This is a genomic window from [Enterobacter] lignolyticus SCF1, assembly GCF_000164865.1.
Classification (GTDB): Bacteria; Pseudomonadota; Gammaproteobacteria; order Enterobacterales; family Enterobacteriaceae; genus Enterobacter_B; species Enterobacter_B lignolyticus.
The window spans coordinates 931,847-955,651 of record NC_014618.1; the positions used below are offsets into that span (position 1 = coordinate 931,847).

Annotated in this window: 17 protein-coding genes and 2 tRNA genes; 14 read left to right on the plus strand and 5 right to left on the minus strand. The window is 60.2% G+C overall.

Annotated features, from left to right (window positions below):
• Nucleotides 1-23: 23 nt before the first annotated feature.
• Complete coding sequence (locus ENTCL_RS04470) at nt 24-737, minus strand: TerC family protein (protein ID WP_013364920.1); 714 nt, start codon at nt 735-737, stop codon at nt 24-26.
• A gap of 63 nt (nt 738-800) precedes the next feature.
• Nucleotides 801-1,496 carry a DNA mismatch repair endonuclease MutH gene (gene mutH, locus ENTCL_RS04475; RefSeq protein WP_013364921.1) on the minus strand — a complete coding sequence of 232 codons (696 nt, stop codon included), beginning with the start codon at nt 1,494-1,496 and terminating at the stop codon, nt 801-803.
• Between the two features lie 186 nt (nt 1,497-1,682).
• Between mutH and ENTCL_RS23570 the strand changes: the two genes are divergently transcribed.
• The 13 genes from ENTCL_RS23570 to recD all read left to right on the plus strand — a co-directional run bounded on the left by ENTCL_RS23570 (nt 1,683) and on the right by recD (nt 20,516).
• The gene (locus tag ENTCL_RS23570; RefSeq protein ID WP_013364922.1) at nt 1,683-1,913 is read left to right on the plus strand and encodes a hypothetical protein; all 231 of its coding nucleotides are present in this window, start codon (nt 1,683-1,685) and stop codon (nt 1,911-1,913) included.
• A gap of 265 nt (nt 1,914-2,178) precedes the next feature.
• Complete coding sequence (gene rppH, locus ENTCL_RS04485) at nt 2,179-2,709, plus strand: RNA pyrophosphohydrolase (protein WP_013364924.1); 531 nt, start codon at nt 2,179-2,181, stop codon at nt 2,707-2,709.
• 12 nt (nt 2,710-2,721) lie between these two features.
• Complete coding sequence (gene ptsP, locus ENTCL_RS04490) at nt 2,722-4,968, plus strand: phosphoenolpyruvate--protein phosphotransferase (RefSeq protein ID WP_013364925.1); 2,247 nt, start codon at nt 2,722-2,724, stop codon at nt 4,966-4,968.
• 192 nt (nt 4,969-5,160) lie between these two features.
• Nucleotides 5,161-6,036 carry a prolipoprotein diacylglyceryl transferase gene (gene lgt / locus ENTCL_RS04495; protein WP_013364926.1) on the plus strand — a complete coding sequence of 292 codons (876 nt, stop codon included), beginning with the start codon at nt 5,161-5,163 and terminating at the stop codon, nt 6,034-6,036.
• Between the two features lie 6 nt (nt 6,037-6,042).
• Complete coding sequence (gene thyA / locus ENTCL_RS04500) at nt 6,043-6,837, plus strand: thymidylate synthase (protein ID WP_013364927.1); 795 nt, start codon at nt 6,043-6,045, stop codon at nt 6,835-6,837.
• 164 nt (nt 6,838-7,001) lie between these two features.
• Nucleotides 7,002-7,469: a prepilin peptidase-dependent protein gene (locus ENTCL_RS04505; protein ID WP_013364928.1), complete on the plus strand. Its 468-nt coding sequence runs from the start codon at nt 7,002-7,004 to the stop codon at nt 7,467-7,469.
• Nucleotides 7,460-8,017, plus strand: a complete 558-nt coding sequence (locus ENTCL_RS04510) for a prepilin peptidase-dependent protein (protein WP_013364929.1) — start codon at nt 7,460-7,462, stop codon at nt 8,015-8,017. Before ENTCL_RS04505 ends, ENTCL_RS04510 begins: the two co-directional genes overlap by 10 nt.
• A 29-nt stretch (nt 8,018-8,046) precedes the next feature.
• Nucleotides 8,047-8,421 carry a DUF2509 family protein gene (locus ENTCL_RS04515; protein WP_420805091.1) on the plus strand — a complete coding sequence of 125 codons (375 nt, stop codon included), beginning with the start codon at nt 8,047-8,049 and terminating at the stop codon, nt 8,419-8,421.
• Nucleotides 8,406-8,735, plus strand: a complete 330-nt coding sequence (locus tag ENTCL_RS04520; RefSeq protein WP_013364931.1) for a prepilin-type N-terminal cleavage/methylation domain-containing protein — start codon at nt 8,406-8,408, stop codon at nt 8,733-8,735. Before ENTCL_RS04515 ends, ENTCL_RS04520 begins: the two co-directional genes overlap by 16 nt.
• Before the next feature lie 21 nt (nt 8,736-8,756).
• The gene (recC, locus tag ENTCL_RS04525) at nt 8,757-12,125 is read left to right on the plus strand and encodes an exodeoxyribonuclease V subunit gamma (RefSeq protein WP_013364932.1); all 3,369 of its coding nucleotides are present in this window, start codon (nt 8,757-8,759) and stop codon (nt 12,123-12,125) included.
• A 128-nt stretch (nt 12,126-12,253) separates the two neighbouring features.
• Complete coding sequence (ptrA, locus tag ENTCL_RS04530; protein WP_013364933.1) at nt 12,254-15,142, plus strand: pitrilysin; 2,889 nt, start codon at nt 12,254-12,256, stop codon at nt 15,140-15,142.
• The gene (gene recB, locus ENTCL_RS04535; RefSeq protein ID WP_013364934.1) at nt 15,139-18,678 is read left to right on the plus strand and encodes an exodeoxyribonuclease V subunit beta; all 3,540 of its coding nucleotides are present in this window, start codon (nt 15,139-15,141) and stop codon (nt 18,676-18,678) included. Before ptrA ends, recB begins: the two co-directional genes overlap by 4 nt.
• Nucleotides 18,678-20,516 (plus strand): exodeoxyribonuclease V subunit alpha, encoded by a 1,839-nt coding sequence (gene recD / locus ENTCL_RS04540; protein ID WP_013364935.1) that lies wholly within the window; start codon nt 18,678-18,680, stop codon nt 20,514-20,516. The genes recB and recD overlap by 1 nt, the downstream gene beginning before the upstream one ends.
• A 35-nt stretch (nt 20,517-20,551) precedes the next feature.
• Here recD and argA read toward each other — a convergent pair whose 3' ends face one another.
• Complete coding sequence (gene argA / locus ENTCL_RS04545) at nt 20,552-21,883, minus strand: amino-acid N-acetyltransferase (protein ID WP_013364936.1); 1,332 nt, start codon at nt 21,881-21,883, stop codon at nt 20,552-20,554.
• A 229-nt stretch (nt 21,884-22,112) separates the two neighbouring features.
• Here argA and amiC point away from each other — a divergent pair, with 229 nt between their 5' ends.
• On the plus strand, nt 22,113-23,366 hold the full coding sequence (gene amiC / locus ENTCL_RS04550; protein ID WP_013364937.1) for an N-acetylmuramoyl-L-alanine amidase AmiC: 1,254 nt from the start codon (nt 22,113-22,115) through the stop codon (nt 23,364-23,366).
• A 130-nt stretch (nt 23,367-23,496) separates the two neighbouring features.
• Here amiC and ENTCL_RS04555 read toward each other — a convergent pair.
• Together ENTCL_RS04555 and ENTCL_RS04560 are read right to left on the minus strand one after the other, a co-directional pair.
• Nucleotides 23,497-23,573: transfer RNA gene (locus ENTCL_RS04555), tRNA-Met, on the minus strand.
• Between the two features lie 49 nt (nt 23,574-23,622).
• A tRNA-Met gene (locus ENTCL_RS04560) sits at nt 23,623-23,699 on the minus strand.
• Between the last annotated feature and the right edge of the window lie 106 nt (nt 23,700-23,805).

Genomic DNA, 23,805 nt, shown 5'->3' on the forward strand with positions numbered 1-23,805 from the left:
CAAATACGGGCTAAAACAAGGGATCACAGCGGGTTCTTTTTGTTTCGCAGCAGGTTAAGGCTCTCCACGGCGATTGAAAAGAACATGGCGAAGTAGATGTAGCCCTTCGGAATATGGATGCCGAAGCTTTCCAGCATCAGCGTAAAGCCGACGAGGATCAGGAACGCCAGCGCCAGCATCTTCACCGACGGATGACGGTCGACGAAATCGCCGATGGGGCGGGCGGCGAACATCATCACGCCTACCGCAATGACCACGGCGGCCATCATAATGAACAGATGATCGGATAGCCCGACGGCGGTGATCACCGAATCAAGGCTGAAGATAATATCCAGCAGCATGATCTGGACGATCGCGCCCATAAACGAGTGAACGTGGGTTTTTAGCCCCTCTTCCTCACCTTCAATGGATTCGTGGATCTCCTTACTGGCTTTCCAGATAAGGAACAGCCCCCCCGCCAGCAGGATGAGATCCCGCGCGGAGATCGCATGATCGAAGACGGTGAACAGCGGAGTGGTCAGCCTGACGACCCAGGCGATCGACGCCAGCAGCGCCAGCCGCATCAGCATCGCGGCCATCAGCCCCAGACGACGCGCGTGATTGCGCTGCGCGGTGGGGAGTTTGGCGACAACCAGAGAGAGGAAAATAATATTATCAATCCCAAGAACGATTTCCAGAATCGTTAGCGTTCCGAGCGCCATCCAGGCGTTGGGATCGGTTACCCATGCAAATAACATCGTGAAGTCCTGCCAAAAAAATCAAAGGCGTCATTATATGCCTGCCTGACAGTCACGACAAAACTAATACGTTTTTAAAAAGAAATGGCGCGCCAGCAGCGCGGCGGTGAAGTTCTTTTTCAGATAAAAACCGCGCGGCAGGGTGAGGATCGGCTCGCCGTGCGCGCCGACCGCTTCGGTCAGCGCTTTGCTGTTGGCGGCTTTCGGGCGCAGCTGCAGCACTTCGCCGTGGCGGGCGGTGACCCGCTCAACCTCGCCAAGGACGATAAGATCCATCAGCTCCTCCCAGTCCATGCGCAGCTGACGCTCTTCGTCCTCGTTTGGGCTCCAGAGCAGCGGGGCGCCGACGTGCCGCTGCGCCAGCGGAATATCCCGGCTGCCTTCCACCGGTATCCACAGGACTCGCCTGAGCTTATGGCGCACGTGGCTGGTCTCCCATGAGACGCCGGTGTTGCCGGTCAGCGGCGCGACGCAGACAAAGGTGGTCTCCAGCGGACGGCCTGCGCCGTCAATCGGAATGGTTTTCAGCTCCACGCCCAGGGCGGCGAAATCCTGCTCCGGTTTACTGCCCGCGCTGGCGCCGAGCCAGACCTCCAGCAGCACGCCGATCCAGCCCTTATCGCGCTTTAAATCACGCGGAATGGGCAGCCCCGCCATCGCGGCCAGTTCGCCCAGCGTACGGCCCGCCAGCTGCTGAGCCTGGGCCAAAAGCTGCGCTTCGGAATGGGGCGGATGGGCAAGTGGCGTCATAGACGACATAGCAAGATACCTTTGGTGAAAAAATGAGCGGGGTTTTTCCCCGTTGTGGACAGAGTTTACCGCTTTCTGAATAACAAGGGCAATTTTATGATTTTATAGTGTTTTTTTATTTTTCCCTGCCGCTTCGCTGAGCGGTGAAAGAGGTTTTCCAAAACTGGTCACTGACAATAAACAGGATCTTACACCATGTTATCCACAGAAAAATGGGATAACTGTGAAAAAGGACCACTACTGTTTCCATTTACAGCCTTGACGTGCGACGAAAATCCAATTTTCACACAAAAAGTGCCTAAGTTAGTGGCACAATCTGTGGATAAAAACGGCGTTGCTCGATCTTTCATCAGTCAGAGGATCGCTCATGTGATGATCATCACGTTATATGACAATTTGATGAAATCAATCGGCACAATGCCATGAATAACAACGCATTATTTTACCCGTCGAGGGCTAAGCGTTTTATGTTGCCCCAGGTTTTCCCGCGTTAATTCCGTACTTCTTCACAACTCTATCCACAGAAAAAGTGAATAAAATCGGCCGCGCAGCGGATCTGCTGTTTATAACTTTGATGATTACTGTGAGTTATTCAAATGTTATCCGGCGTTATCGCCATAACAGAGTGGTTTACCGTTTCCGGCGAGTGTGAAACAATCATTCACATTGAAGATTATTTTGAGGTAGTCCGGTGATTGATGACGATGGCTACCGCCCAAACGTAGGAATTGTAATCTGCAACCGTCAGGGCCAGGTGATGTGGGCCAGACGATATGGCCAGCACTCCTGGCAGTTTCCCCAGGGCGGGATCAACCCGGGCGAATCTGCTGAACAGGCGATGTATCGGGAACTGTTTGAAGAGGTCGGGTTAAGCCGTAAAGATGTGCGGATCCTTGCCTCTACCCGCAACTGGTTGCGTTATAAATTACCAAAACGTTTGGTGCGTTGGGACACAAAGCCGGTGTGTATCGGCCAAAAACAGAAGTGGTTTCTGTTGCAGTTGATGAGCAGCGATGCCGAAATCAACATGCAAACCAGCAGCACACCGGAGTTCGATGGCTGGCGCTGGGTAAGTTACTGGTACCCGGTACGTCAGGTGGTGTCGTTTAAACGCGATGTCTACCGTCGGGTGATGAAAGAATTCGCAAGTGTCGTGATGTCGCTGACGGAGGCCCCTCCCAAGCCGCAAAGCGCGCCTGCCTGGCGACGTAAAAGAGGTTAAGCCACGCACATTATGCTCACCCGGTTGCGAGAGATTGTCGAGAAGGTCGCCAGCGCCCCTCGGGTTAACGAGGCGTTAGATATTCTGGTAACAGATATCTGCCAGGCGATGGAGACGGAGGTCTGCTCGGTATATCTTGCCGATCATGACCGACGCTGCTATTACCTGATGGCGACTCGCGGGTTGAAAAAGCCGCGAGGCCGCACGATTACGCTTGCGTTTGATGAAGGTATCGTTGGCCTGGTGGGACGCCTTGCCGAGCCGATCAACCTTGCTGACGCGCAAAAGCACCCCAGCTTTAAATACATCCCGTCCGTAAAAGAAGAAAAGTACCGCGCGTTTCTCGGCGTACCGATTATTCAGCGCCGCCAGCTGCTGGGCGTACTGGTCGTCCAGCAGCGCGAGCTTCGTCAGTATGATGAAAGCGAAGAGTCGTTCCTGGTAACCCTGGCGACGCAGATGGCGGCGATCCTTTCGCAGTCGCAGCTGACGGCGCTCTTCGGCCAGTATCGTCAGACCCGCATCCGTGCGCTGCCCGCTTCGTCCGGGGTGGCTATCGCTACGGGCTGGATGGACGCTACCCTGCCGCTGATGGAGCAGGTCTATCAGGCCTCCACGCTGGATACGGCGCTGGAGCGAGAACGGTTGACCGGCGCGCTGGAGGAGGCGGCCAACGAGTTTCGCCGCTACAGCAAACGCTATGCCGCCGGCGCCCAGAAAGAGATGGCGGCTATCTTTGACCTCTACTCGCACCTGCTGTCGGACGCCCGTCTGCGTAAAGAGCTGTTCGCCGAGGTAGATAACGGTTCGGTCGCGGAATGGGCCGTCAAAACGATCGTCGAAAAATTCGCCGCCCAGTTCGCAGCGCTCAGCGACGGGTATCTGAAAGAGCGCGCGGGCGATCTGCGCACCCTCGGCCAGCGTCTGCTGTTCCACCTTGATGACGCGATTCAGGGGCCAAACGCCTGGCCGGAGCGCTTTGTGCTGGTGGCGGACGAGCTCTCGGCAACGACGCTTGCCGAAGTGCCGCAGGACCGCCTGGTCGGCGTTGTGGTGCGCGACGGCGCGGCAAACTCCCACGCCGCCATTATGGTGCGGGCGCTGGGGATCCCGACGGTGATGGGCGCGGATATTCAGCCCGCGGTGCTGCATAACCGCATGCTGGTGGTGGACGGCTATCGCGGCGAGCTGCTCGTCGACCCGGAACCCGTTTTGCTGCAGGAATATCAGCGCCTTATCAGCGAGGAAAACGAGCTCAGCCGCATTGCGGAAGATGACGTCGACCGGCCTGCGCAGCTGAAAAGCGGCGAGCGGGTGAAGGTGATGCTCAACGCGGGCCTCAGCCCGGAGCATGAAGAGAAGCTCGGCAGCCGCATTGACGGTATCGGGCTCTACCGCACCGAAATCCCGTTTATGCTGCAAAGCGGCTTCCCGTCGGAAGAAGAGCAGGTCGCGCAGTACCAGGGCATGCTGCAGATGTTCAACGACAAGCCGGTAACGCTGCGTACTCTTGACGTGGGCGCCGACAAGCAGCTGCCGTATATGCCGATAAGCGAGGAGAACCCGTGTCTCGGCTGGCGCGGCATCCGTATTACTCTCGATCAGCCGGAGATCTTTCTGATCCAGGTCAGGGCGATGCTGCGCGCTAACGCGGCCACCGGCAACCTCAGCATCCTGCTGCCGATGGTGACCAGCATTGAGGAGGTCGACGAAGCGCGGCGGCTTATCGAGCGCGCCGGACGCGAAGTGGAGGAGATGATCGGTTACGCGATCCCGAAACCGCGCATCGGTATTATGCTCGAAGTACCGTCGATGGTGTTCATGATGCCGCACCTGGCGAATCGCGTGGATTTTATCTCGGTCGGGACGAACGACCTGACGCAGTACATTCTGGCGGTCGATCGCAACAACACCCGCGTTGCCAGCATCTACGACAGCCTGCACCCGGCAATACTGCGCGCGCTGTCAATGATTGCGCTCGACGCCGAGCGCTACGGCATCGATCTGCGGCTGTGCGGCGAAATGGCGGGCGATCCTATGTGCGTCACGCTGCTCATCGGCCTGGGTTTCCGCCACCTGTCGATGAACGGCCGCTCCGTGGCGCGTGTGAAGTATCTGCTGCGCAACATCGAGTTTGACGAAGCGAAAACTCTGGCGCAGCGTAGCCTGGAATCCCAGCTTGCGGCCGAGGTGCGCCATCAGGTCGCCGCCTTTATGGAGCGTCGCGGCCTTGGCGGCCTGATCCGCGGCGGCCGCTAGCGCGTTGTGCGCCTCTCTTCTTCTCCGGGGGAGAGGCAGCCTGAAGGATGACGCGCATACATATCTTTTACATCTTCACGGCATCACCCGTAGTCACCTTATGCTATTATTCGCTCCTTTGGAGCAGCCTGCTGGCTGCGCGTGTCTACCGCTGTCCACTTTCGGCGGAATAACAAGTATTTGTGGTGACAGATGAATAGTGGTTATCTGCGTTTCCCGGAGTTTGATCCGGTGATTTTTTCCATTGGACCGGTTTCTCTCCACTGGTACGGATTGATGTACCTGGTGGGGTTTGTTTTTGCCATGTGGCTCGCAACCCGCCGGGCGAACCGTCCGGGCAGTGGCTGGACAAAAAACGAAGTTGAAAACCTGCTCTATGCCGGGTTCCTCGGGGTGTTCCTCGGCGGCCGCATCGGCTATGTCCTGTTCTATAACTTCCCGGTATTCCTGCAGGATCCGCTTTATCTGTTCCGCGTCTGGGACGGCGGCATGTCGTTCCACGGCGGGCTCATCGGCGTTATCGTGGTGATGATAGTCTTCGCCAGACGCACTAAGCGCACCTTCTTCCAGGTTTCCGACTTCATTGCGCCGCTGATTCCGTTTGGCCTCGGCTGCGGCCGTCTTGGCAACTTTATCAACGGCGAACTGTGGGGGCGCGTTGACCCGAGCTTCCGTTTCTCCATGCTGTTCCCGGGCTCCCGTGCGGAAGATCTGGCGCTGCTGCCGTCGCATCCGGAATGGCAGTCCCTGTTCGATCAATACGGCGTCCTGCCGCGCCACGCGTCGCAGCTGTATGAGCTGGCGTTGGAAGGCGTGGTGCTGTTTATCATTCTCAACCTGTTTATCCGCAAACCGCGCCCGACCGGCTCCGTGTCCGGCCTGTTCCTGATTGGCTACGGTCTGTTCCGCATCATCGTCGAGTTCTTCCGCCAGCCGGATGCGCAGTTTACCGGCGAGTGGGTGCAGTACATCAGCATGGGGCAAATTCTCTCCATTCCGATGGTGCTGGCGGGGATTATTATGATGGTCTGGGCGTACCGTCGTCGCCCGCAACAACAGGTTTCCTGAGGACGTATGAAACAGTATCTCGAACTGATGCAGAAGGTGCTCGACGAGGGCGCTCAGAAAAATGATCGTACCGGTACCGGCACGCTCTCCATTTTTGGCCACCAGATGCGCTTTAACCTGCAGGAAGGTTTTCCGCTGGTCACCACCAAGCGCTGCCACCTGCGCTCTATCATTCATGAACTGCTGTGGTTCCTGAAGGGCGACACCAACGTGGCGTATCTGCATGAAAACAACGTCACTATCTGGGATGAATGGGCCGACGAGCAGGGCAATCTGGGGCCGGTGTACGGCAAGCAGTGGCGCGCCTGGCCAACGCCGGACGGACGCCACATCGACCAGATCACCACGGTCATCAACCAGCTGAAAAACGACCCGGACTCCCGCCGGATCATCGTCTCGGCGTGGAACGTGGGCGAGCTGGATAAAATGGCGCTGGCGCCGTGCCATGCCTTTTTCCAGTTCTACGTAGCGGACGGCAAGCTCTCCTGCCAGCTGTACCAGCGCTCCTGCGATGTGTTCCTCGGCCTGCCGTTCAACATCGCCAGCTACGCGCTGCTGGTGCATATGATGGCGCAGCAGTGCAGCCTTGAGGTTGGCGATTTTGTCTGGACCGGCGGCGATACCCACCTGTACAGCAATCACATGGAGCAAACCCATCTGCAGCTGAGCCGTGAGCCCCGCGCGCTGCCGAAGCTGGTTATCAAACGCAAGCCAGAGTCTATCTTCGATTACCGTTTCGACGATTTCGAGATTGAAGGCTACGACCCGCACCCGGGGATTAAAGCGCCTGTCGCGATTTAACCCCTGCGACGTAAACCGGCCCACCGCGGCCGGTTTACTTTTTCTGAAGCCCGCTTCCTGAATACGTGTAACGTCCTGCAATAACCGCCTTCTTTTCTGAACGACTCCCGTAATCCCGAAAACCGCCTCTCGCCTGATGTTGCGCAGGCGCCGATACTCCCGCCATGAATAAAGAACAGGGTTACACCCTCACTGAAACCCTGCTGGCGGTTGCGCTGCTGGTGATTCTCGGCGCGACGGGAAGCTACGGCTGGCAGGCGTGGCAGCAACAGCAGCGGCTGCTGCAAAGCGTCTATCAGGTGCGCGATTTTCTGCTGTGGCTGCGCGCCGATGCCAACGCCTACCGGCGTAGCCGGACGCTGCGGTTGCAGCAAACGGCAAGCGCCTGGTGCCTGGTGGCGACGTTCCGGGAAGTGGAAGGCTGCCCGGCAGATGTCTTTGTCCTGCGCCCTGGGTGGCCTGAAGTCGCGGTGACGGATATCACCCCGACGCTCGGGTTTTATGGCCTGAGAAACACCGCCTGGCCCGGGCATATTCAGCTGCAAAGCCCGGCCGGAAGCTGGAGCGTGATTGTCTCGGGCTGGGGGCGTGTGCGCATATGCGAAAAAGCGGGAGACAAAACGTGTCCGTAGACGAACGGGGTTTTTCATTGCTGGAAGTGCTGATCGCTATGGCCATCAGCAGCGTGCTGCTGATGGGCGCGAGCCGCTTTTTGCCCGCATTGCAGATGGCGATTGCCAGGCAGACGCAGCGCCAGGCGCTGGAAGAGGAGCTCTGGCAGCGCCTGCAGGCGGTATCGGGCCAGCTGCAGCGCGCGGGCTACTGCCGGGGAACGTGTCAGGGGGAGGCGCTGCACCTTGAGACGCAGTGCGTGCTGGTACGCTGGGACGCCAATGCGAACGGCGTGTGGGAGGAAACCCCGACATCGGCGGCGGAGGTGACCGGCTTTCGTCTGCAAAACGGCGCGCTGGAAACGCTGCGCGGCGCGCTAAGCTGCAGCGGCAAAGGCTGGGAAAAAATGACCGATCCGCAGGCCATTACCGTCGACGCGTTTAGCGTGGAGCGGCGCAGCGTTTCCGGCTACCCGCCCGTGCTTTCCGTCTCGCTCGCCGCCCGGCTTGCGGCGCGAGACGATACGAGGGCTGAGGCGCGTTATCACGTGACGGGGCATAATCTGTGAATCGTCAGCGCGGCGTTTCATCACTGCTGATGGTTCTGCTGCTGCTAGCCTTAGGCAGCCTGACGCTGCAGGGGCTCAGCCGCCAGCATCAGGCGCAGCTGTCCCTTGTCGGCCTTGAGGTAAAGGCGCTACGCGACGGCGCAAATGCGGATTCCCTGCTGGAATGGGGGCGCATGCAGTCGTGGGACGGGCTGGCGCCGGAGCAGTGCCGTCAGGTCGCCGCCTTGCCCGGGCGCCTGTGCCTGCGTCTTTTTAGCGATGATGCCGCGCTGCTGATGGCCGGGAGCGGCGAGCAGCTGCGCTGGTGGTCGGGCAGCGTGCAGAATGGCCGGGCGCATTTTGATGCCCACGGCTGGAGTGATTTTTGCCCCCGGCGAGAGGAGGCTCAGTGTCAGCTTCCCTGAAGCATGAGCAGGGCTTCAGCCTGCCGGAGGCGCTGCTTAGCATCGTACTGCTGGTCATGGTGGTCGGCGCGCTGGCAGGCTATCAGAAAAGCCTCGCCGTCGGCGCGGCCGGGTTGCAGCAGTACCGGCAGCTGTGGCGCTACGCCTGCGAGCAAACGCTGATGCAGTCTGACGCGTTACCGGAGGGGTGGCGCCAAACCCGCGTGCAGACAAGCCGGCAAAGTTGTGTCAGCATCACGGTTACCATTGCTACGCCGACCGGCAGGCAGGGGCAAATGTCACGGCTGCATTGCCCGAGAATTCACCAGGATTAACGCATCGCCTCAGGAGCCACTATGTTACGGGTCTACCACTCCAACCGTCTGGACGTGCTGGAAGCATTAATGGAGTTCATTGTTGAGCGGGACAGGCTCGACGACCCTTTTGAACCTGAGATGGTGCTGGTGCAAAGCACCGGTATGGCGCAATGGCTGCAGATGACGCTGTCAAAGCGCTTCGGTATTGCCGCTAATATTGAATTCCCGCTGCCGGCGAGCTTCATCTGGGACATGTTTGTTCGCGTGCTGCCGGACATCCCAAAAGAGAGCGCTTTTAACAAACAAAGCATGGGCTGGAAGCTGATGACCCTGCTGCCGTCGATGCTTGAGGACGAGGCCTTTACGCTGCTGCGCCACTACCTGCACGACGACAGCGACAAGCGAAAGCTGTTTCAACTGGCCTCCCGCGTGGCCGATCTCTACGACCAGTACCTGGTCTATCGCCCGGAGTGGCTTACCCGCTGGGAAAACGATGAGCGTATTGACGGGCTGGATGCGGCTCAGGCATGGCAGGCACCGCTGTGGAAAGCGCTGGTTGAACAGACCGCGGCGCTGGGGCAGCCGCTATGGCACCGCGCCAATCTTTATCAACGCTTTATCGCCGCGCTGGAAAACAGCGAGCGGCCGCCAGCCGGGCTGCCGCCGCGTGTGTTTATCTGCGGGATTTCCGCGCTGCCGCCGGTCTACCTTCAGGCGCTGCAGGCGCTGGGCAAACATATTGACGTCTTTGTGCTCTTCACCAACCCCTGTCGCTATTACTGGGGGGATATTAAAGATCCCACATTCCTGGCGAAGCTGCTGGCGCGCCAGCGCCGCCACCATCGCGACGCGCGCGAGCTGCCGCTGTTTCGCGACCCTGAATGTGCGGCGGGCCTTTTCAACGAGGACGGCGAGCAGGATGTCGGCAACCCGATGCTGGCCTCCTGGGGCAAGCTGGGGCGTGACTATATCTATTTGTTGGCCGGGCTGGAGCGCTATGAAGAGCTGGACGCGTTTGTCGATATCGAGCCCGACACCCTGCTGCACAATCTTCAGTACGATATCCTGGAGCTGCAAAACAGCGCCATCGCCGGGCGCACCGCCGAGGAGTTCGCCCGCAGCGACAAAAAGCGCGAGCTCGACCCCAACGATCGCAGCCTGACGGTACACCTGTGCCACAGCCCGCAGCGGGAGGTCGAGGTGCTGCACGACAGGCTGCTCGCCATGCTGGATGACGACCCCACGCTGACGCCGCGCGATATTATCGTGATGGTGGCGGACATCGACTGCTACAGCCCCTTTATTCAGGCCGTCTTCGGCAGCGCCTCGGGCGACCGCTACCTGCCGTATGCCATCTCTGACCGCCGGGCGCGGCAGTCCCATCCGGCGCTGCAGGCGTTTATCACGCTGCTGTCGTTACCCGATAGCCGTTTTACCAGTGAGGATGTGCTGGCACTGCTGGATGTTCCCGTGCTGGCGGCGCGTTTTGAGATCGATGAGGACGGCCTGCGCTACCTGCGCCAGTGGGTGAACGAATCCGGCGTGCGCTGGGGAATGGATGATGACAACGTCCGCGAATGGGATCTTCCTGCCACGGGACAGCATACCTGGCGCTTTGGTCTGACGCGCATGCTGCTGGGGTACGCGATGGACAGCCAGCAGGGCGAGTGGTGCTCGGTGCTGCCCTACGATGAATCCAGCGGACTGATTGCCGAGCTTGTCGGGCATCTGGCGTCGCTATTGATGCAGCTTAACCGCTGGCGCCACGCGCTGGCCCAGGCGCGAACGCTGGCGCAATGGCTGCCGGTGTGCCGCGATATGCTTAACGATTTCTTCCTGCCGGATCCGGATACCGAAGCTGCGCTGACGCTTATCGAGCAGCAGTGGCAGGCGATTATTGAGCAGGGGGTTGAGGCGCACTACCACGACGCGGTACCGCTCTCCTTGCTGCGCGACGAGCTGGGACAGCGCCTCGACCAGGAGCGTATCAGCCAGCGGTTCCTCGCCGGGCCGGTCAATATTTGTACCCTGATGCCGATGCGCTCGATCCCGTTTAAGGTGGTTTGCCTGCTTGGCATGAACGACGGCGTTTATCCGCGCGCCCTGTCGCCGCTGGGCTTTGATCTCATGAGTCAGAAACCGGTGCGCGGCGATCGCAGCCGCCGCGATGATGACCGCTATCTGTTCCTTGAAGCGCTGATGTCCGCAGAGCAGAAGCTCTATATCAGCTATATCGGTCGCTCGATTCAGGACAACAGCGAGCGCTACCCGTCGGTACTGGTGCAGGAGCTGGTGGATTATATCGGCCAGAGCCACCGCCTGCGCGGCGATGAGTCACTGAACTGTGACGACAGCGAGCAACGCGTGAAAGCGCATATTACGCACCAGCACACCCGCATGCCGTTCGATGCCGCCAACTTCCGTAGCGGGCAGGAGCAAAGCTTTGCCCGCGAGTGGCTGGCCGCGGCGGGCCAGCAGGGGGAAGCCCACGGCGAATTCATTCAGCCTCTGCCGGAGCAGCCGTTTGACGCGCTGCCGCTGGAGCAGCTGCAGCGTTTCTGGCTGCACCCGGTGCGCGCCTTCTTCCAGATGCGCCTGCGGGTGAACTTCCGTCTGGAAGAGAGCGATATTCCCGATATGGAGCCGTTCGTGCTGGAAGGATTAACGCGCTATCAGCTGAACCAGCAGCTGGTGAATACCCTGGTGGAGCAGCGCGACGCCGAAGCGATGCACCGCCGTTTCCGGGCGGCGGGCGAGCTGCCCTACGGCGCCTTTGGCGATATCTCCTGGGATGAACAGTGCCGGGAAATGCAGGCGCTGGCGGACCGCGTTGTCTCCCTGCGCCAGCCTGCGCAGAGTATGGAAATTGATTTGCAATGTGACGGTGTCAACATTACCGGGTGGCTGTCGCAGGTACAGTCGGATGGTTTGCTGCGCTGGCGGCCGTCGCTCGTCAGTATGTCGCAGGGCATGCAGCTGTGGCTTGAGCATCTGGTCTATTGCGCCAGCGGCGGCCACGGCGAAAGCCGCCTGCTGCTGCGTAAAGACGAGGCCTGGCGATTCCCGCCGCTGTCTGTCGACGAGGCGATGCAGCATCTGTCGCAGCTGGTCGCGGGCTACAGGCAGGGGATGACGCAGCCGCTGCTATTTATGCCAGAAAGCGGCGGCGCGTGGTTAAAAGCCTGTTTTGATCCTGAAAATAATGTCATTTTAAGAGATGACGCGACGCAGCAAAAAGCGCGCGGTAAATTCATGCAGGCCTGGGAAGGCAACATGATGAAGCGTGGCGAAGGGGACGATATCTGGTATCAGCGCCTGTGGCGTACCCTGGAGCCAGAGACGTATGAAGCGATTACCGAGCAGACGGCAAAGTACCTGCTGCCGGTGCTTCGTTTCCATCAGCCATAACCGTTGTATAAAAATTGCGCAAATGAAGGGATTCCATTATGATGCGCAACTTGTCACGGACTGATGTGTCATAAGCGGTACTGCCTGGCGCAGAACGCAGAGAAGTTTGTTAATGATGAGGTCCGTGAATGCCCCGCAGCACCTGGTTAAATATTGTTTTCGTAGCGATCTTTGCCCTTTGGGCACCCTTAAGTCAGGCAGAGGATGGATGGAAACCGGTTCAGGAAACCATCCGCAAAAGCGAGAAAGATCCGCGCCAGTATCAGGCCATTACGCTTGATAACGGCATGGTGGTTCTGCTTGTGTCCGATGCTCAGGCCGCAAAATCCCTGTCGGCGCTGGTGGTGCCGGTAGGTTCGCTGGAAGATCCCGACAGCCACCCCGGCCTTGCGCACTATCTTGAGCATATGACGCTGATGGGCTCAACGAAGTATCCGCAGCCCGACAGCCTTGCCGAATACCTGAAGATGCACGGCGGCAGCCATAATGCCAGCACGGCGCCTTACCGTACGGCGTTTTATCTGGAAGTGGAGAATAACGCTCTGGAAGGGGCGGTAGACCGTCTTGCCGATGCGATAGCCGAGCCGCTGCTGGATAAAAAGTATGCCGAACGCGAACGCAATGCCGTGAACGCCGAGCTGACGATGGCCCGCAGCCGTGACGGTATGCGGATGGCGCAGGTGAGCGCGGAAACCAGTAACCCGGCGCACCCGGCGTCGCGCTTCTCCGGCGGCAACCTGGAGACGCTGAGCGACAAACCCGGCAGCCCGGTGCTGGAGTCGCTTGTCGCTTTCCGCGATAAATACTATTCCGCTAACCTGATGAAAGCGGTCATCTACAGCAATAAGCCGCTGCCTGAGCTGGCGCAGATTGCGGTACGCACCTGGGGCCGGGTGCCGAATAAGAATATCGACCGTCCGCAGATAGACGTGCCGGTAGTGACCGATGCGCAGAAGGGCATCCTCATTCACTATGTGCCCGCGCTGCCGCGTAAGGTGGTGCGCGTCGAGTTTCGTATCGATAACAACACCGCGCAGTTTCGCAGCAAAACCGATGAGCTGGTAACCTACATGATCGGCAACCGCAGTCCGGGTACGCTCTCCGACTGGCTGCAAAAGCAGGGGCTGGCGGAAGGCATTCGCGCCGACTCCGACCCGGTGGTCAACGGCAACAGCGGGGTGCTGGCCATCTCCGCGACCCTGACCGATAAAGGCCTGGCGAACCGTGACCAGGTGGTGGCCGCGATTTTCAGCTACCTCAACCTGCTGCGTGAAAAGGGGATTGATAAGCGCTATTTCGACGAACTGGCGCACGTGCTGGATCTCGATTTCCGCTACCCGTCCATCAACCGCGATATGGACTACGTCGAGTGGCTGGCGGATACCATGATCCGCGTACCGGTGGAGCACACCCTCGATGCGGTGAATATTGCTGACCAGTATGACGCGCAAGCGGTAAAAGCGCGCCTGGCGATGATGACGCCGCAGAACGCCCGTATCTGGTATATCAGCCCGAAAGAGCCGCATAACAAGACGGCCTATTTCGTTGAGGCGCCGTATCAGGTCGATAAAATAAGCGAGCAGACCTTTGCCGACTGGCAGCAGCAGGCCAGCGCGATTGCGCTGCAGCTGCCGACGCTGAACCCCTATATCCCGGATGATTTTACGCTGATTAACGCGGAGAAGGTGCCTGCGCATCCTCAGCTTATCGTGGATGAGCCGCAGCTGCGCGTGGTGTATACCCCGAGCCGCTATTTCGCCAGCGAGCCGAAGGCCGACGTCACGATGGTGCTGCGCAACCCTCACGCAATGGACAGCGCGCGCAGCCAGGTGCTGTTCGCGCTCAATGACTACCTGGCCGGGATCGCGCTTGACCAGCTGAGCAACCAGGCGGCGGTGGGCGGCATTAGCTTCTCCACCGGGGCGAATAACGGCCTGATGGTGAACGCCAGCGGCTATACCCAGCGCCTGCCGCAGCTGTTTGACGCGCTGCTGCAGGGGTACTTCAGCTATCAGCCGACGGACGAGCAGCTGGCGCAGGCGAAGTCCTGGTACACCCAGATGCTGGACTCCGCCGATAAAGGCAAAGCGTTCGATCAGGCGATCATGCCGGTACAGATGCTGTCGCAGGTGCCCTATTTCCAGCGCGAAGCGCGCCGGGCGACGCTGCCGTCCATTACCCTTAGGGATGTGCTTGAGTGGCGGGATAAGCTGAAAGCGGGCGCGCGGCCGGAGTTTCTGGTGGTGGGCAATATGACCGCCGAACAGTCGACGGCGCTTGCGCGCCAGGTACAAAAACAGCTTGGCGCCAACGGCACGCAGTGGTGCCGTAACCGCGACGTGGTGGTGGATAAAAAGCAGTCCGTCATCTTTGAGAAAGCGGGCAGCACCAGCGATTCCGCGCTGGCCGCCGTATTCGCGCCGCCGAACGTGGACGAATACAGCAGCTCGGCGGCGAGCAGCCTGCTGGGGCAGATTATTCAGCCGTGGTTTTACACCCAGCTGCGTACGGAAGAGCAGCTCGGCTACGCGGTGTTTGCCTTCCCGATGAGCGTGGGACGCCAGTGGGGAATGGGCTTCCTGCTGCAAAGCAGCAATAAGCAGCCGGGCTTCCTGTGGGAACGCTTTAAAGCCTTCTTCCCGACGGCTGAGGCGAAGCTGCGGGCGATGAAGCCCGAAGAGTTCGCGCAGATCCAGCAGGCGGTCATTACGCAAATGCAGCAGCCGCCGCAGACGCTCGGCGAAGAGGCCTCACAGCTGAGCAAAGATTTCGATCGCGGTAATCTGCAGTTTGATTCACGTGATAAAGTAGTGGCTCAGATTAAACTGCTGACGCCGCAAAAGCTTGCCGATTTCTTCCATCAGACGGTGGTGGAGCCGCAGGGCATGGCGATCCTCTCTCAGGTCTCGGGTAGCCAGAACGGGAAAACAGAGTATGTTCACCCGCAGGGCTGGAAGGTCTGGGAAAGCGTCAGCGCGTTGCAGCAATCCATGCCGCTGATGAGAGAGAACGAATGACCGCAACCGCCGAGACTTTAGATCCCCTGCGCCTGCCGCTAACCGGCGAGCGCCTGATTGAAGCCTCTGCGGGCACCGGAAAAACCTATACCATCGCCGCACTCTACCTGCGGCTGCTGTTGGGCCTGGGCGGCGATGCCGCCTTTCCCCGCCCGGTAAACGTCGAAGAGCTGCTGGTGGTGACGTTTACCGAAGCGGCGACCGAAGAGCTGCGCGGGCGTATTCGCAGCAATATCCATGAGCTACGGATAGCCTGCCTGCGCGACAGTACCGACAACCCGCTCTACGCCAGCCTGCTGGCGGAAATTCCCGATAAACAGCAGGCGGCGCAAACGCTGCTGCTGGCCGAACGGCTGATGGATGAAGCCGCCGTTTTTACTATCCACGGTTTTTGTCAGCGCATGCTGAGCCTCAACGCCTTTGAATCCGGCATGCTTTTTGAGCAGCAGCTGATTGAGGATGAATCCCGGCTGCGCTTTCAGGCCTGCGCCGACTTCTGGCGTCGGCACTGCTACCCGCTGCCGCGCGACATTGCGCAGATTATCCACGCCCGCTGGAAGGGGCCGCAGGCGCTGCTCAGCGATATCGATCGCTATTTGCAGGGCGAGGCTCCGCAGCTTAAAACCCCCATGAGCCAGGAGACGCTGGCGTCGCGCCATCAGCAGAATATGGCGCAGATCGCGGCGTTCAAGCAGCAGTGGCGGGCAAGTGTCGACGACATCGTCGCTATCCTCGAAAGTTCGGATATCGACCGGCGTAAGTTCAACCGCGGCAATCAGGGGAAATGGATCGATAAGATCGGCGAATGGGCCGGTGACGAGACGACCGGCTATCAGCTGCCGGAAGCGCTGGAGAAGTTTTCGCAGTCGTTTTTATATGAGCGCACCAAAGAGGGCGGCGTAGCGCCCGTCCATCCGCTGTTTGACGCGGTTGAGGCGCTGCTGGCGGCGCCGCCGTCTCTGGACGATCTGGTCATTTCCCGGGCGATGGTCGAAATCCGCGACGCGGTGGCGCGCGAGAAGCAGCGCCGCGGCGAGCTTGGCTTTGACGACATGCTCAGTCGTCTGGATAAGGCGCTGCAGGGGGAGAGCGGCGAGGCGCTGGCGGGCGCGATCCGCAGCCGTTTTCCGGTGGCGATGATCGATGAATTCCAGGATACCGACCCGCAGCAGTATCGTATTTTCCGCCGCATCTGGCGCCAGCAGCCGGAGACGGCGCTGCTGCTGATTGGCGACCCGAAACAGGCGATTTACGCCTTTCGCGGCGCCGATATTTTCACCTACATGCGCGCCAGAGGCGATGTCGCCGCCCACTATACGCTGGATACCAACTGGCGTTCCGCGCCGGGCGTAGTGCAGAGCGTCAACAGGCTGTTCGGCCTGTCCGAAAACCCGTTTATGTTTCGCGAGATCCCGTTTCTGCCGGTCAACGCGGCCGCCAAAAATCACGGCTTACGCTTTGAGTTGCAGGGGGAAACCCAGCCGGCGATGAGCCTGTGGCTGATGCCGGGCAACGGCGTTGGCGTCGGCGATTATCAGCACTTTATGGCGCAGCTGTGCGCCGGGCAGATCCGCGACTGGCTCAGCGCCGGGCAGCGCGGGGAGGCGCTGCTGTGGCGGGACAGCGCGTCGCGGCCGGTGCAGGCGTCGGACATCACCGTGCTGGTGCGCAACCGTCTTGAGGCCTCGCTGGTGCGCGATGCGCTCAACGCGCTGGCGATTCCGTCGGTCTACCTCTCTAACCGCGACAGCGTGTTTGCAACGCCGGAAGCGCAGGAGCTGCTGTGGGTGCTGCAGGCGGTGCTGGCGCCGGAGCGGGAGAGCCTGCTGCGCAGCGCGCTGGCGACCGCCATGTTCGGCCTCACCGCCCGGGATCTTGAGGCGCTTAACCTCGACGAACAGGCCTGGGATGATGTGGTTGAAGAGTTTGCTGGCTACCGCCAGCTCTGGCAGCAGCGGGGCGTAATGGCCATGCTGCGCGCGCTGATGAGTGCGCGTCATATTGCCGAAAACCTGCTGGCGACCCAGGGCGGCGAGCGCCGCCTGACCGACATCCTGCACATAAGCGAACTGCTGCAGGAGGCGGCGGGGCAGCTGGAAAGCGAGCATGCCCTCGTGCGCTGGCTGGTGGTGCAAATCGCCGGGCCGGATGACGGCGCCTCCGGCCAGCAGATGCGGCTGGAAAGCGATAAGCACCTGGTGCAAATCGTCACTATCCATAAATCCAAAGGGCTTGAGTATTCGCTGGTCTGGCTGCCGTTTATCGCCCATTACCGCAAGCAGGAGCAGGCGTTCTACCACGACAGGGACTCTTTTGCCGCCGTGCTTGATTTGCACAACGGCCAGGAGAGCCTGGAGCTCGCGGAAGCCGAACGCCTGGCGGAGGATCTTCGCCTGCTCTATGTAGCGCTGACCCGCGCCATCTGGCACTGCAGCTTAGGGATAGCCCCGCTCAGCTCCCGGCGCAGCGATAAAGCCGCCGAGACCGATCTGCACCAGAGCGCGCTGGGCAGGCTGGTGCAAAACGGCGAACCGAAAGATGCGGCCGGGCTGGAACAGTGCCTGCGCGCGCTGTGCGACGAGCATATCGCGCTGTACATCCCTGAACTGCCGGACGCAGGACGCTGGCAGGCGCTGGCGGACGCGCTGCCGGCGCTGCAGGCGCGCGATATGCGGCGGCGTATTGTCGATGACTGGCGGGTGACCAGCTATTCCGGCCTGCAGCAGCGAGGCCATAGCGTAGCGCAGGATCTGCTGCCGCGGCTGGATATTGACGCCGCAGGGGTAGGGCTCGTCGCGTCGGAGCCGGCGCTGACGCCGCATCAGTTCCCGCGCGGCGCCTCGCCGGGCACCTTTCTGCACAGCCTGTTTGAAGAGATGGACTTTACTCAACCGGTTGCCGCCGAGTGGGTGCAGGAGAAACTTGCGCGTAACGGCTTCGACGGGCAGTGGACGCCGGTGCTGACGCAGTGGTTAGAGGGCATTCTGCAGACGCCGCTGACCGGCGCAGGCGTTTCGCTAAGCCAGTTGAGCGACAAAGACAAACAGGTGGAGCTGGAGTTTTATCTGCCCATTGAGTCATTGCTGGAGCCACAGCAGCTGGATGCGCTGATTCGCCGCCATGATCCGCTGTCCGCAGGCTGCCCGCCGCTCGATTTTCGCAGGGTCAGCGGCATGCTGAAGGGCTTTATCGACCTGGTATTCCGCCATGACGGACGCTACTACCTGCTGGATTACAAATCCAACTGGCTGGGCGAGAGCCATGAGGCCTATACCCGCCCGGCGATGGAACAGGCGATGCAGTCGCACCGCTACGATTTACAGTATCAGCTCTACAGCCTTGCGCTGCATCGCTATCTGCGCCACCGCCTGGCGGACTATGACTATGAACGTCATTTTGGCGGCGTCATCTACCTGTTTCTGCGCGGGATGGACGGCAGCGATAGCGGGCAGGGCATTTTTACCACCCGGCCATCGCAGGCGCTGGTCGACGGCCTCGACGCGCTGTTTGCCGGACAGACGCAGGAGGTGGCGTAATGGCGCTGGCCGCATTATTGATGGAAGCGCAGCAGCTGAAGCTGCTGCGCCCGCTTGACGTCCAGTTTGCGCTGACCGTTGCGCACAACGACGGTCCGGCGGTGATGCTGGCCGCCGCGCTGCTCAGCCATGACGCCGGGGAAGGGCACGTGTGCCTGCCGCTGTCGCGCCTGCGCCCCGAGGCCTGGAGCGGTACGAAATCACCGACGCTCTGGCCGCAGCTGTTTGCGCTGGCGGGGAGCGAGGATGAGCGGCTGCGCCAGCTGCAGGCGTCGCCTGCGGTAAGCGACGGCGATACGCCAGCGCCGATGGTGCTCAACGAGGGGCGCCTGTACCTCAACCGTATGTGGCGCAGCGAACAGGCGATCGCCCGTTTTTTCAATCAGCCCCAGCCGCTGCCGCTGGCGGATGAGGCGACGATAGCGCAGGTGCTGGCGGATCTGTTTCCGGCAAGCCATGAGGTTGACTGGCAGAAAGTGGCGGCGGCGGTGGCGCTGACCCGGCGCATTTCGGTGATTTCCGGCGGCCCGGGAACGGGTAAGACCACCACCGTCGCCAGGCTGCTGGCGGCGCTGATCCGTCTGTCCGGCGATCGGCGATGCCGTATCCGCCTTGCCGCGCCAACCGGCAAAGCGGCGGCGCGCCTGACTGAGTCGCTCGGCGCGGCGCTGCGCAAACTGCCGCTGACCGAACAGCAAAAAGCGATGCTGCCGACGGAGGCGGGGACGCTGCACCGTCTGCTGGGCGCCCAGCCCGGCAGCCAGCGCATGCGCTATCACGCGGGCAACCCGCTGCACCTCGATGTGCTGGTGGTCGATGAGGCCTCCATGATTGACCTGCCGATGATGGCGCGGCTGATTGACGCGCTGCCGCCCCATGCCCGGGTTATCTTTCTTGGCGATCGCGATCAGCTGGCCTCCGTCGAAGCTGGCGCGGTGCTGGGCGACGTCTGCGCCTGGGTGAACGACGGTTACACCCATGCGCGCGCGCTGGAGCTCAGCCGTCTGACCGGAACGCCGGTGCCGGCTGGACGCGGCGAACTGGCCGGTCAGCTTCGCGACAGCCTGTGCCTGCTGCAAAAAAGCTACCGCTTTGACGAAAGCTCCGGTATCGGCCAGCTGGCGAAAGCGGTGAATGAGGGGCGCGCTGAGGCAATGCGCGCTGCATTTCGGCACGGATTTACCGATATTTCGCTGAGCGCCCTGCGCACCGCGCCGGAGTATGAGGCGATGCTGGAAGACGCGCGGGCAGGCTATGACGACTACCTGCAGCTGCTGAAAGCGAAGGCGGAGCCGGAGGCGATTCTGGCGGCGTTTGGTCACTATCAGCTGCTGTGCGCCCTGCGCGAAGGCCCCTATGGCGTAAGCGGACTCAATACCCAGTTTGAGCAGCTGCTGGCGCGAAAACGGCAGATTGCCATGCTGCGGCACTCGCCGTGGTATGAGGGACGGCCGGTCATGATCGCCCGCAACGACAGCGCGCTGGGGTTATTCAACGGCGATATTGGCGTGGCGCTCGAGCGCGGCAGCGGGCTGCGGGTGTGGTTTCCGATGCCGGACGGCCGCATAAAGTCCGTGCAGCCGAGCCGCCTGCCGGAGCATGATACCGCGTGGGCCATGACGGTGCATAAGTCCCAGGGCTCGGAGTTTGCGCATGCGGCGCTGATCCTGCCCGCGCAGCCAACGCCGCTGGTGACCCGTGAGCTGGTGTATACCGCCATCACGCGCGCTAAAACGCGGCTGTCGATGTACGCGGATGAAAAACTGCTGGCGCAGGCTATCACCGTGCGCACCGAACGGCGCAGCGGGCTGGCGGCGCTGTTTGGCCGTCAGGAATAAGATTCCCCTCACCGGCAGGCGAGGGGGGCGGAATATCAGGTTAAATCGGCCATCAGCACTTTGGACTTACGCTGGTAGTTGTACATCTCTTTCTTACTTTCCGGCAGCAGGTCGACCTCTACTGGCGTAAAGCCGCGCTCCTGGAACCAGTGGATGCTGCGGGTCGTCAGGACGAACAGCTTGCTGAGCCCCATCTGTTTCGCCTGAGCGGCAATGCGCTGCAGCAGCACCTCGCCGCGCGACGAGCTGCGGTAGTCCGGGTGCACCGCCACGCAGGCCATTTCGCCGATGCTCTCTTCCGGAAAGGGGTAGAGGGCGGCGCAGGCGATGGTCAGGTTATCGCGCTGGATAATGGTGAACTTGTCGATTTCCATCTCCAGCTGCTCGCGGGAGCGGCGCACCAGAATCCCCTGCTGCTCCAGCGGGCGGATCAGTTCAAGAATGCCGCCGATGTCGTTAATGTTGGCGCGGCGGATCTGCTCGGCGCTTTCCATGACGATCTGCGTGCCGATACCGTCGCGTGAGAACAGCTCCTGCAGCAGCGCGCCGTTTTCCTGATAGCTTATCAGGTGGCTACGGCGCACGCCGCTGCGGCAGGCTTTGACCGCGCCGCGCAGGAAGCGAACCGTACCGGAGTGGTAGTCGCCGTCGGCTTCGAGCGCATCCACTCTGGCCTGCGCTTCGTTCGGGAACAGCTCCGAGACGATTTCCCCCTCTTCGTTACACACCCCCTGCGACGAGCAAAAGCCGATCATTTTTTCCGCTTTCAGCTTGATGGCCAGCTGGGTGGCGATTTCTTCCGAGGTCAGGTTAAAGCTTTCGCCGGTCACCGATACGGCGACCGGCCCCATCAGTACGATAGCGCCGCTGTCGAGCTGGCGGTGGATAGCTTCCTCATCGATGCGGCGAATACGTCCGCTGTGGCAGTAGTCGACGCCATCATCCACGCCGAGCGGTTGGGCGATGATAAAGTTGCCGCTGACAACGTTGATATGCGCGCCCTGCAGCGGCGTGTTGTTCAGGCTCATCGACAGACGGGCGGTGATATCCAGCTGCAGCGTTCCGGCCGCCTGCTTAACCAGCTCCAGGGTTCTGGCGTCGGTCACTCGGGTATGCTTGTGGTAAATCGGTTCGTGATGGTGTTCGGCAAGATTGGCGTCAATCTGCGGCCGCGCGCCGTACACCAGCACCAGACGTATGCCGAGGCTGTGCAGTAATCCTATATCATGGACAATGCTGGAAAAGTTTTCATGCTCGATGGCTTCGCCTCCGAGCATGATGACAAACGTTTTCCCGCGATGGGCGTTGATGTAGGGAACTGAGTGACGAAATCCTTCAACCAGCTCTGTTTTACGTTCCTTCACCACGGCACAACCTCTCAGTGAATGATTATTCGAAATTAGTGTATTTTTATTCTGTTTTTGTCATGAGCGCAAGTCACAATTTTGCAAAAGCGGCTGCAGCCCGCCGCGCAAAAATCGTAGATCTAAGGAATGTTTACCCTTTTATAGATGACAGGTTATACGGCTTTGGTTAAAGTTTTCGGTCAAACAAGCCGTTTAAATAATCGATTAAAAATTTTTGCTCGGGAGAAGCATGTCCGGAAGTCAGTCAGGAGTAAGCCGTCGGCGTTTTTTGCAGGGGGCGGGCGCAATGTGGTTATTGAGCGTAAGTCAGGTGGGGATTGCTGCCGTCAGTCAGGTAGTGGCCGTGCGCGTCTGGCCGTCGTCGACCTATACCCGCGTGACGGTGGAATCCAATCAGGTGCTGAAGTATCGGCAGTTTGCATTGAGCAACCCTGAACGGCTGGTCGTTGATCTCGAAGGGGTAAACCTCAACTCGGTGCTCAAGGGCATGGGGGCGCAGATCCGCGGCGACGATCCTTACATCAAGTCCGCCCGCGTCGGGCAATTCGATCCGCAAACCGTGCGTATGGTGTTCGAGCTTAAACAAAACATTAAGCCGCAGCTGTTCGCGCTGGCGCCGGTGGCCGGGTTTAAAGAGCGCCTGGTGATGGATCTCTACCCGTCCTCCGCAACCGAGATGCAGGATCCGCTGCTGGCGCTGCTGGAAGATTACAACAAGGGCGATCTTGAGAAGCAGGTTCCGCCTGCGCAGAGCGGGCCGCAGCCTGGGAAAGCCGGGCGGGATCGGCCGATCGTCATCATGCTTGACCCAGGGCACGGCGGCGAGGACCCGGGCGCCATCGGCAAATACCGCACGCGCGAAAAAGATGTGGTGCTGCAGATTGCGCGCCGCCTGCGGGCGCTGATCGAGAAAGAAGGCAACATGAAGGCCTATATGACGCGTAATGAAGATATTTTTATTCCGCTCAAGGTCCGGGTGGCGAAAGCGCAGAAGCAGCGCGCGGACCTGTTTGTCTCTATCCACGCCGACGCGTTTACCAGCCGCCAGCCGAGCGGTTCATCGGTATTCGCTTTATCGACCAAAGGCGCAACCAGTACGGCGGCAAAATACCTGGCGGAAACGCAGAACGCCTCCGACCTTATCGGCGGGGTCAGTAAGAGCGGGGACCGCTATGTCGACCACACGATGTTCGATATGGTGCAGTCGCTTACCATCAATGACAGCCTGAAGTTCGGTAAAGCGGTGCTCAATAAGCTGGGACGGGTAAACAACCTGCATAAGAACAAAGTCGAGCAGGCGGGCTTCGCGGTGCTAAAAGCGCCGGATATTCCGTCTATCCTCGTGGAAACCGCGTTTATCAGCAACGTGGAAGAGGAGCGTAAGCTCAAGACCGCGACGTTCCAGCAGGAGGTGGCGGAGTCGATTCTGGCGGGGATTAAGGCCTATTTCGCCGATGGGGCGACGCTGGCCCGGCGGGGATAAACGAATCCCCGGGAGCGTACATCAGTACGTGACTGGGGTGAATGAAGAAAGCCAACAACGGTGCCGCGTAGAATGACGACGCTGAAAACAAAAAAACACCCGTAAGGGTGTCTATTGTTTTACTGAAGATTGGTTGCGGGGGCCGGATTTGAACCGACGACCTTCGGGTTATGAGCCCGACGAGCTACCAGGCTGCTCCACCCCGCGTCCGTCATTTACTCTTCCATCGAGTAAATCTTTTTCTTCATATTTTAATTGGTTGCGGGGGCCGGATTTGAACCGACGACCTTCGGGTTATGAGCCCGACGAGCTACCAGGCTGCTCCACCCCGCGTCCGTGGATGCGCACTATACTCTGCTAACTTTTTGATGCAACCTTTTTTTATCCCTAATTGCTAATTTTGCAAACGAGTGGATAAAAATCTGCCATTCCGCCGCTT

Bases quoted from the DNA above. Each gene is read 5' to 3' on its own strand.
- ENTCL_RS04470 (WP_013364920.1), bottom strand. From the start codon at position 737: ATGTTATTTGCATGGGTAACCGATCCCAACGCCTGGATGGCGCTCGGA.
- mutH (WP_013364921.1), bottom strand. From the start codon at position 1,496: ATGTCGTCTATGACGCCACTTGCCCATCCGCCCCATTCCGAAGCGCAG.
- ENTCL_RS23570 (WP_013364922.1), top strand. From the start codon at position 1,683: ATGTTATCCACAGAAAAATGGGATAACTGTGAAAAAGGACCACTACTG.
- ptsP (WP_013364925.1), top strand. From the start codon at position 2,722: ATGCTCACCCGGTTGCGAGAGATTGTCGAGAAGGTCGCCAGCGCCCCT.
- lgt (WP_013364926.1), top strand. From the start codon at position 5,161: ATGAATAGTGGTTATCTGCGTTTCCCGGAGTTTGATCCGGTGATTTTT.
- thyA (WP_013364927.1), top strand. From the start codon at position 6,043: ATGAAACAGTATCTCGAACTGATGCAGAAGGTGCTCGACGAGGGCGCT.
- ENTCL_RS04505 (WP_013364928.1), top strand. From the start codon at position 7,002: ATGAATAAAGAACAGGGTTACACCCTCACTGAAACCCTGCTGGCGGTT.
- ENTCL_RS04515 (WP_420805091.1), top strand. From the start codon at position 8,047: ATGGTTCTGCTGCTGCTAGCCTTAGGCAGCCTGACGCTGCAGGGGCTC.
- recC (WP_013364932.1), top strand. From the start codon at position 8,757: ATGTTACGGGTCTACCACTCCAACCGTCTGGACGTGCTGGAAGCATTA.
- ptrA (WP_013364933.1), top strand. From the start codon at position 12,254: ATGCCCCGCAGCACCTGGTTAAATATTGTTTTCGTAGCGATCTTTGCC.
- recB (WP_013364934.1), top strand. From the start codon at position 15,139: ATGACCGCAACCGCCGAGACTTTAGATCCCCTGCGCCTGCCGCTAACC.
- recD (WP_013364935.1), top strand. From the start codon at position 18,678: ATGGCGCTGGCCGCATTATTGATGGAAGCGCAGCAGCTGAAGCTGCTG.
- amiC (WP_013364937.1), top strand. From the start codon at position 22,113: ATGTCCGGAAGTCAGTCAGGAGTAAGCCGTCGGCGTTTTTTGCAGGGG.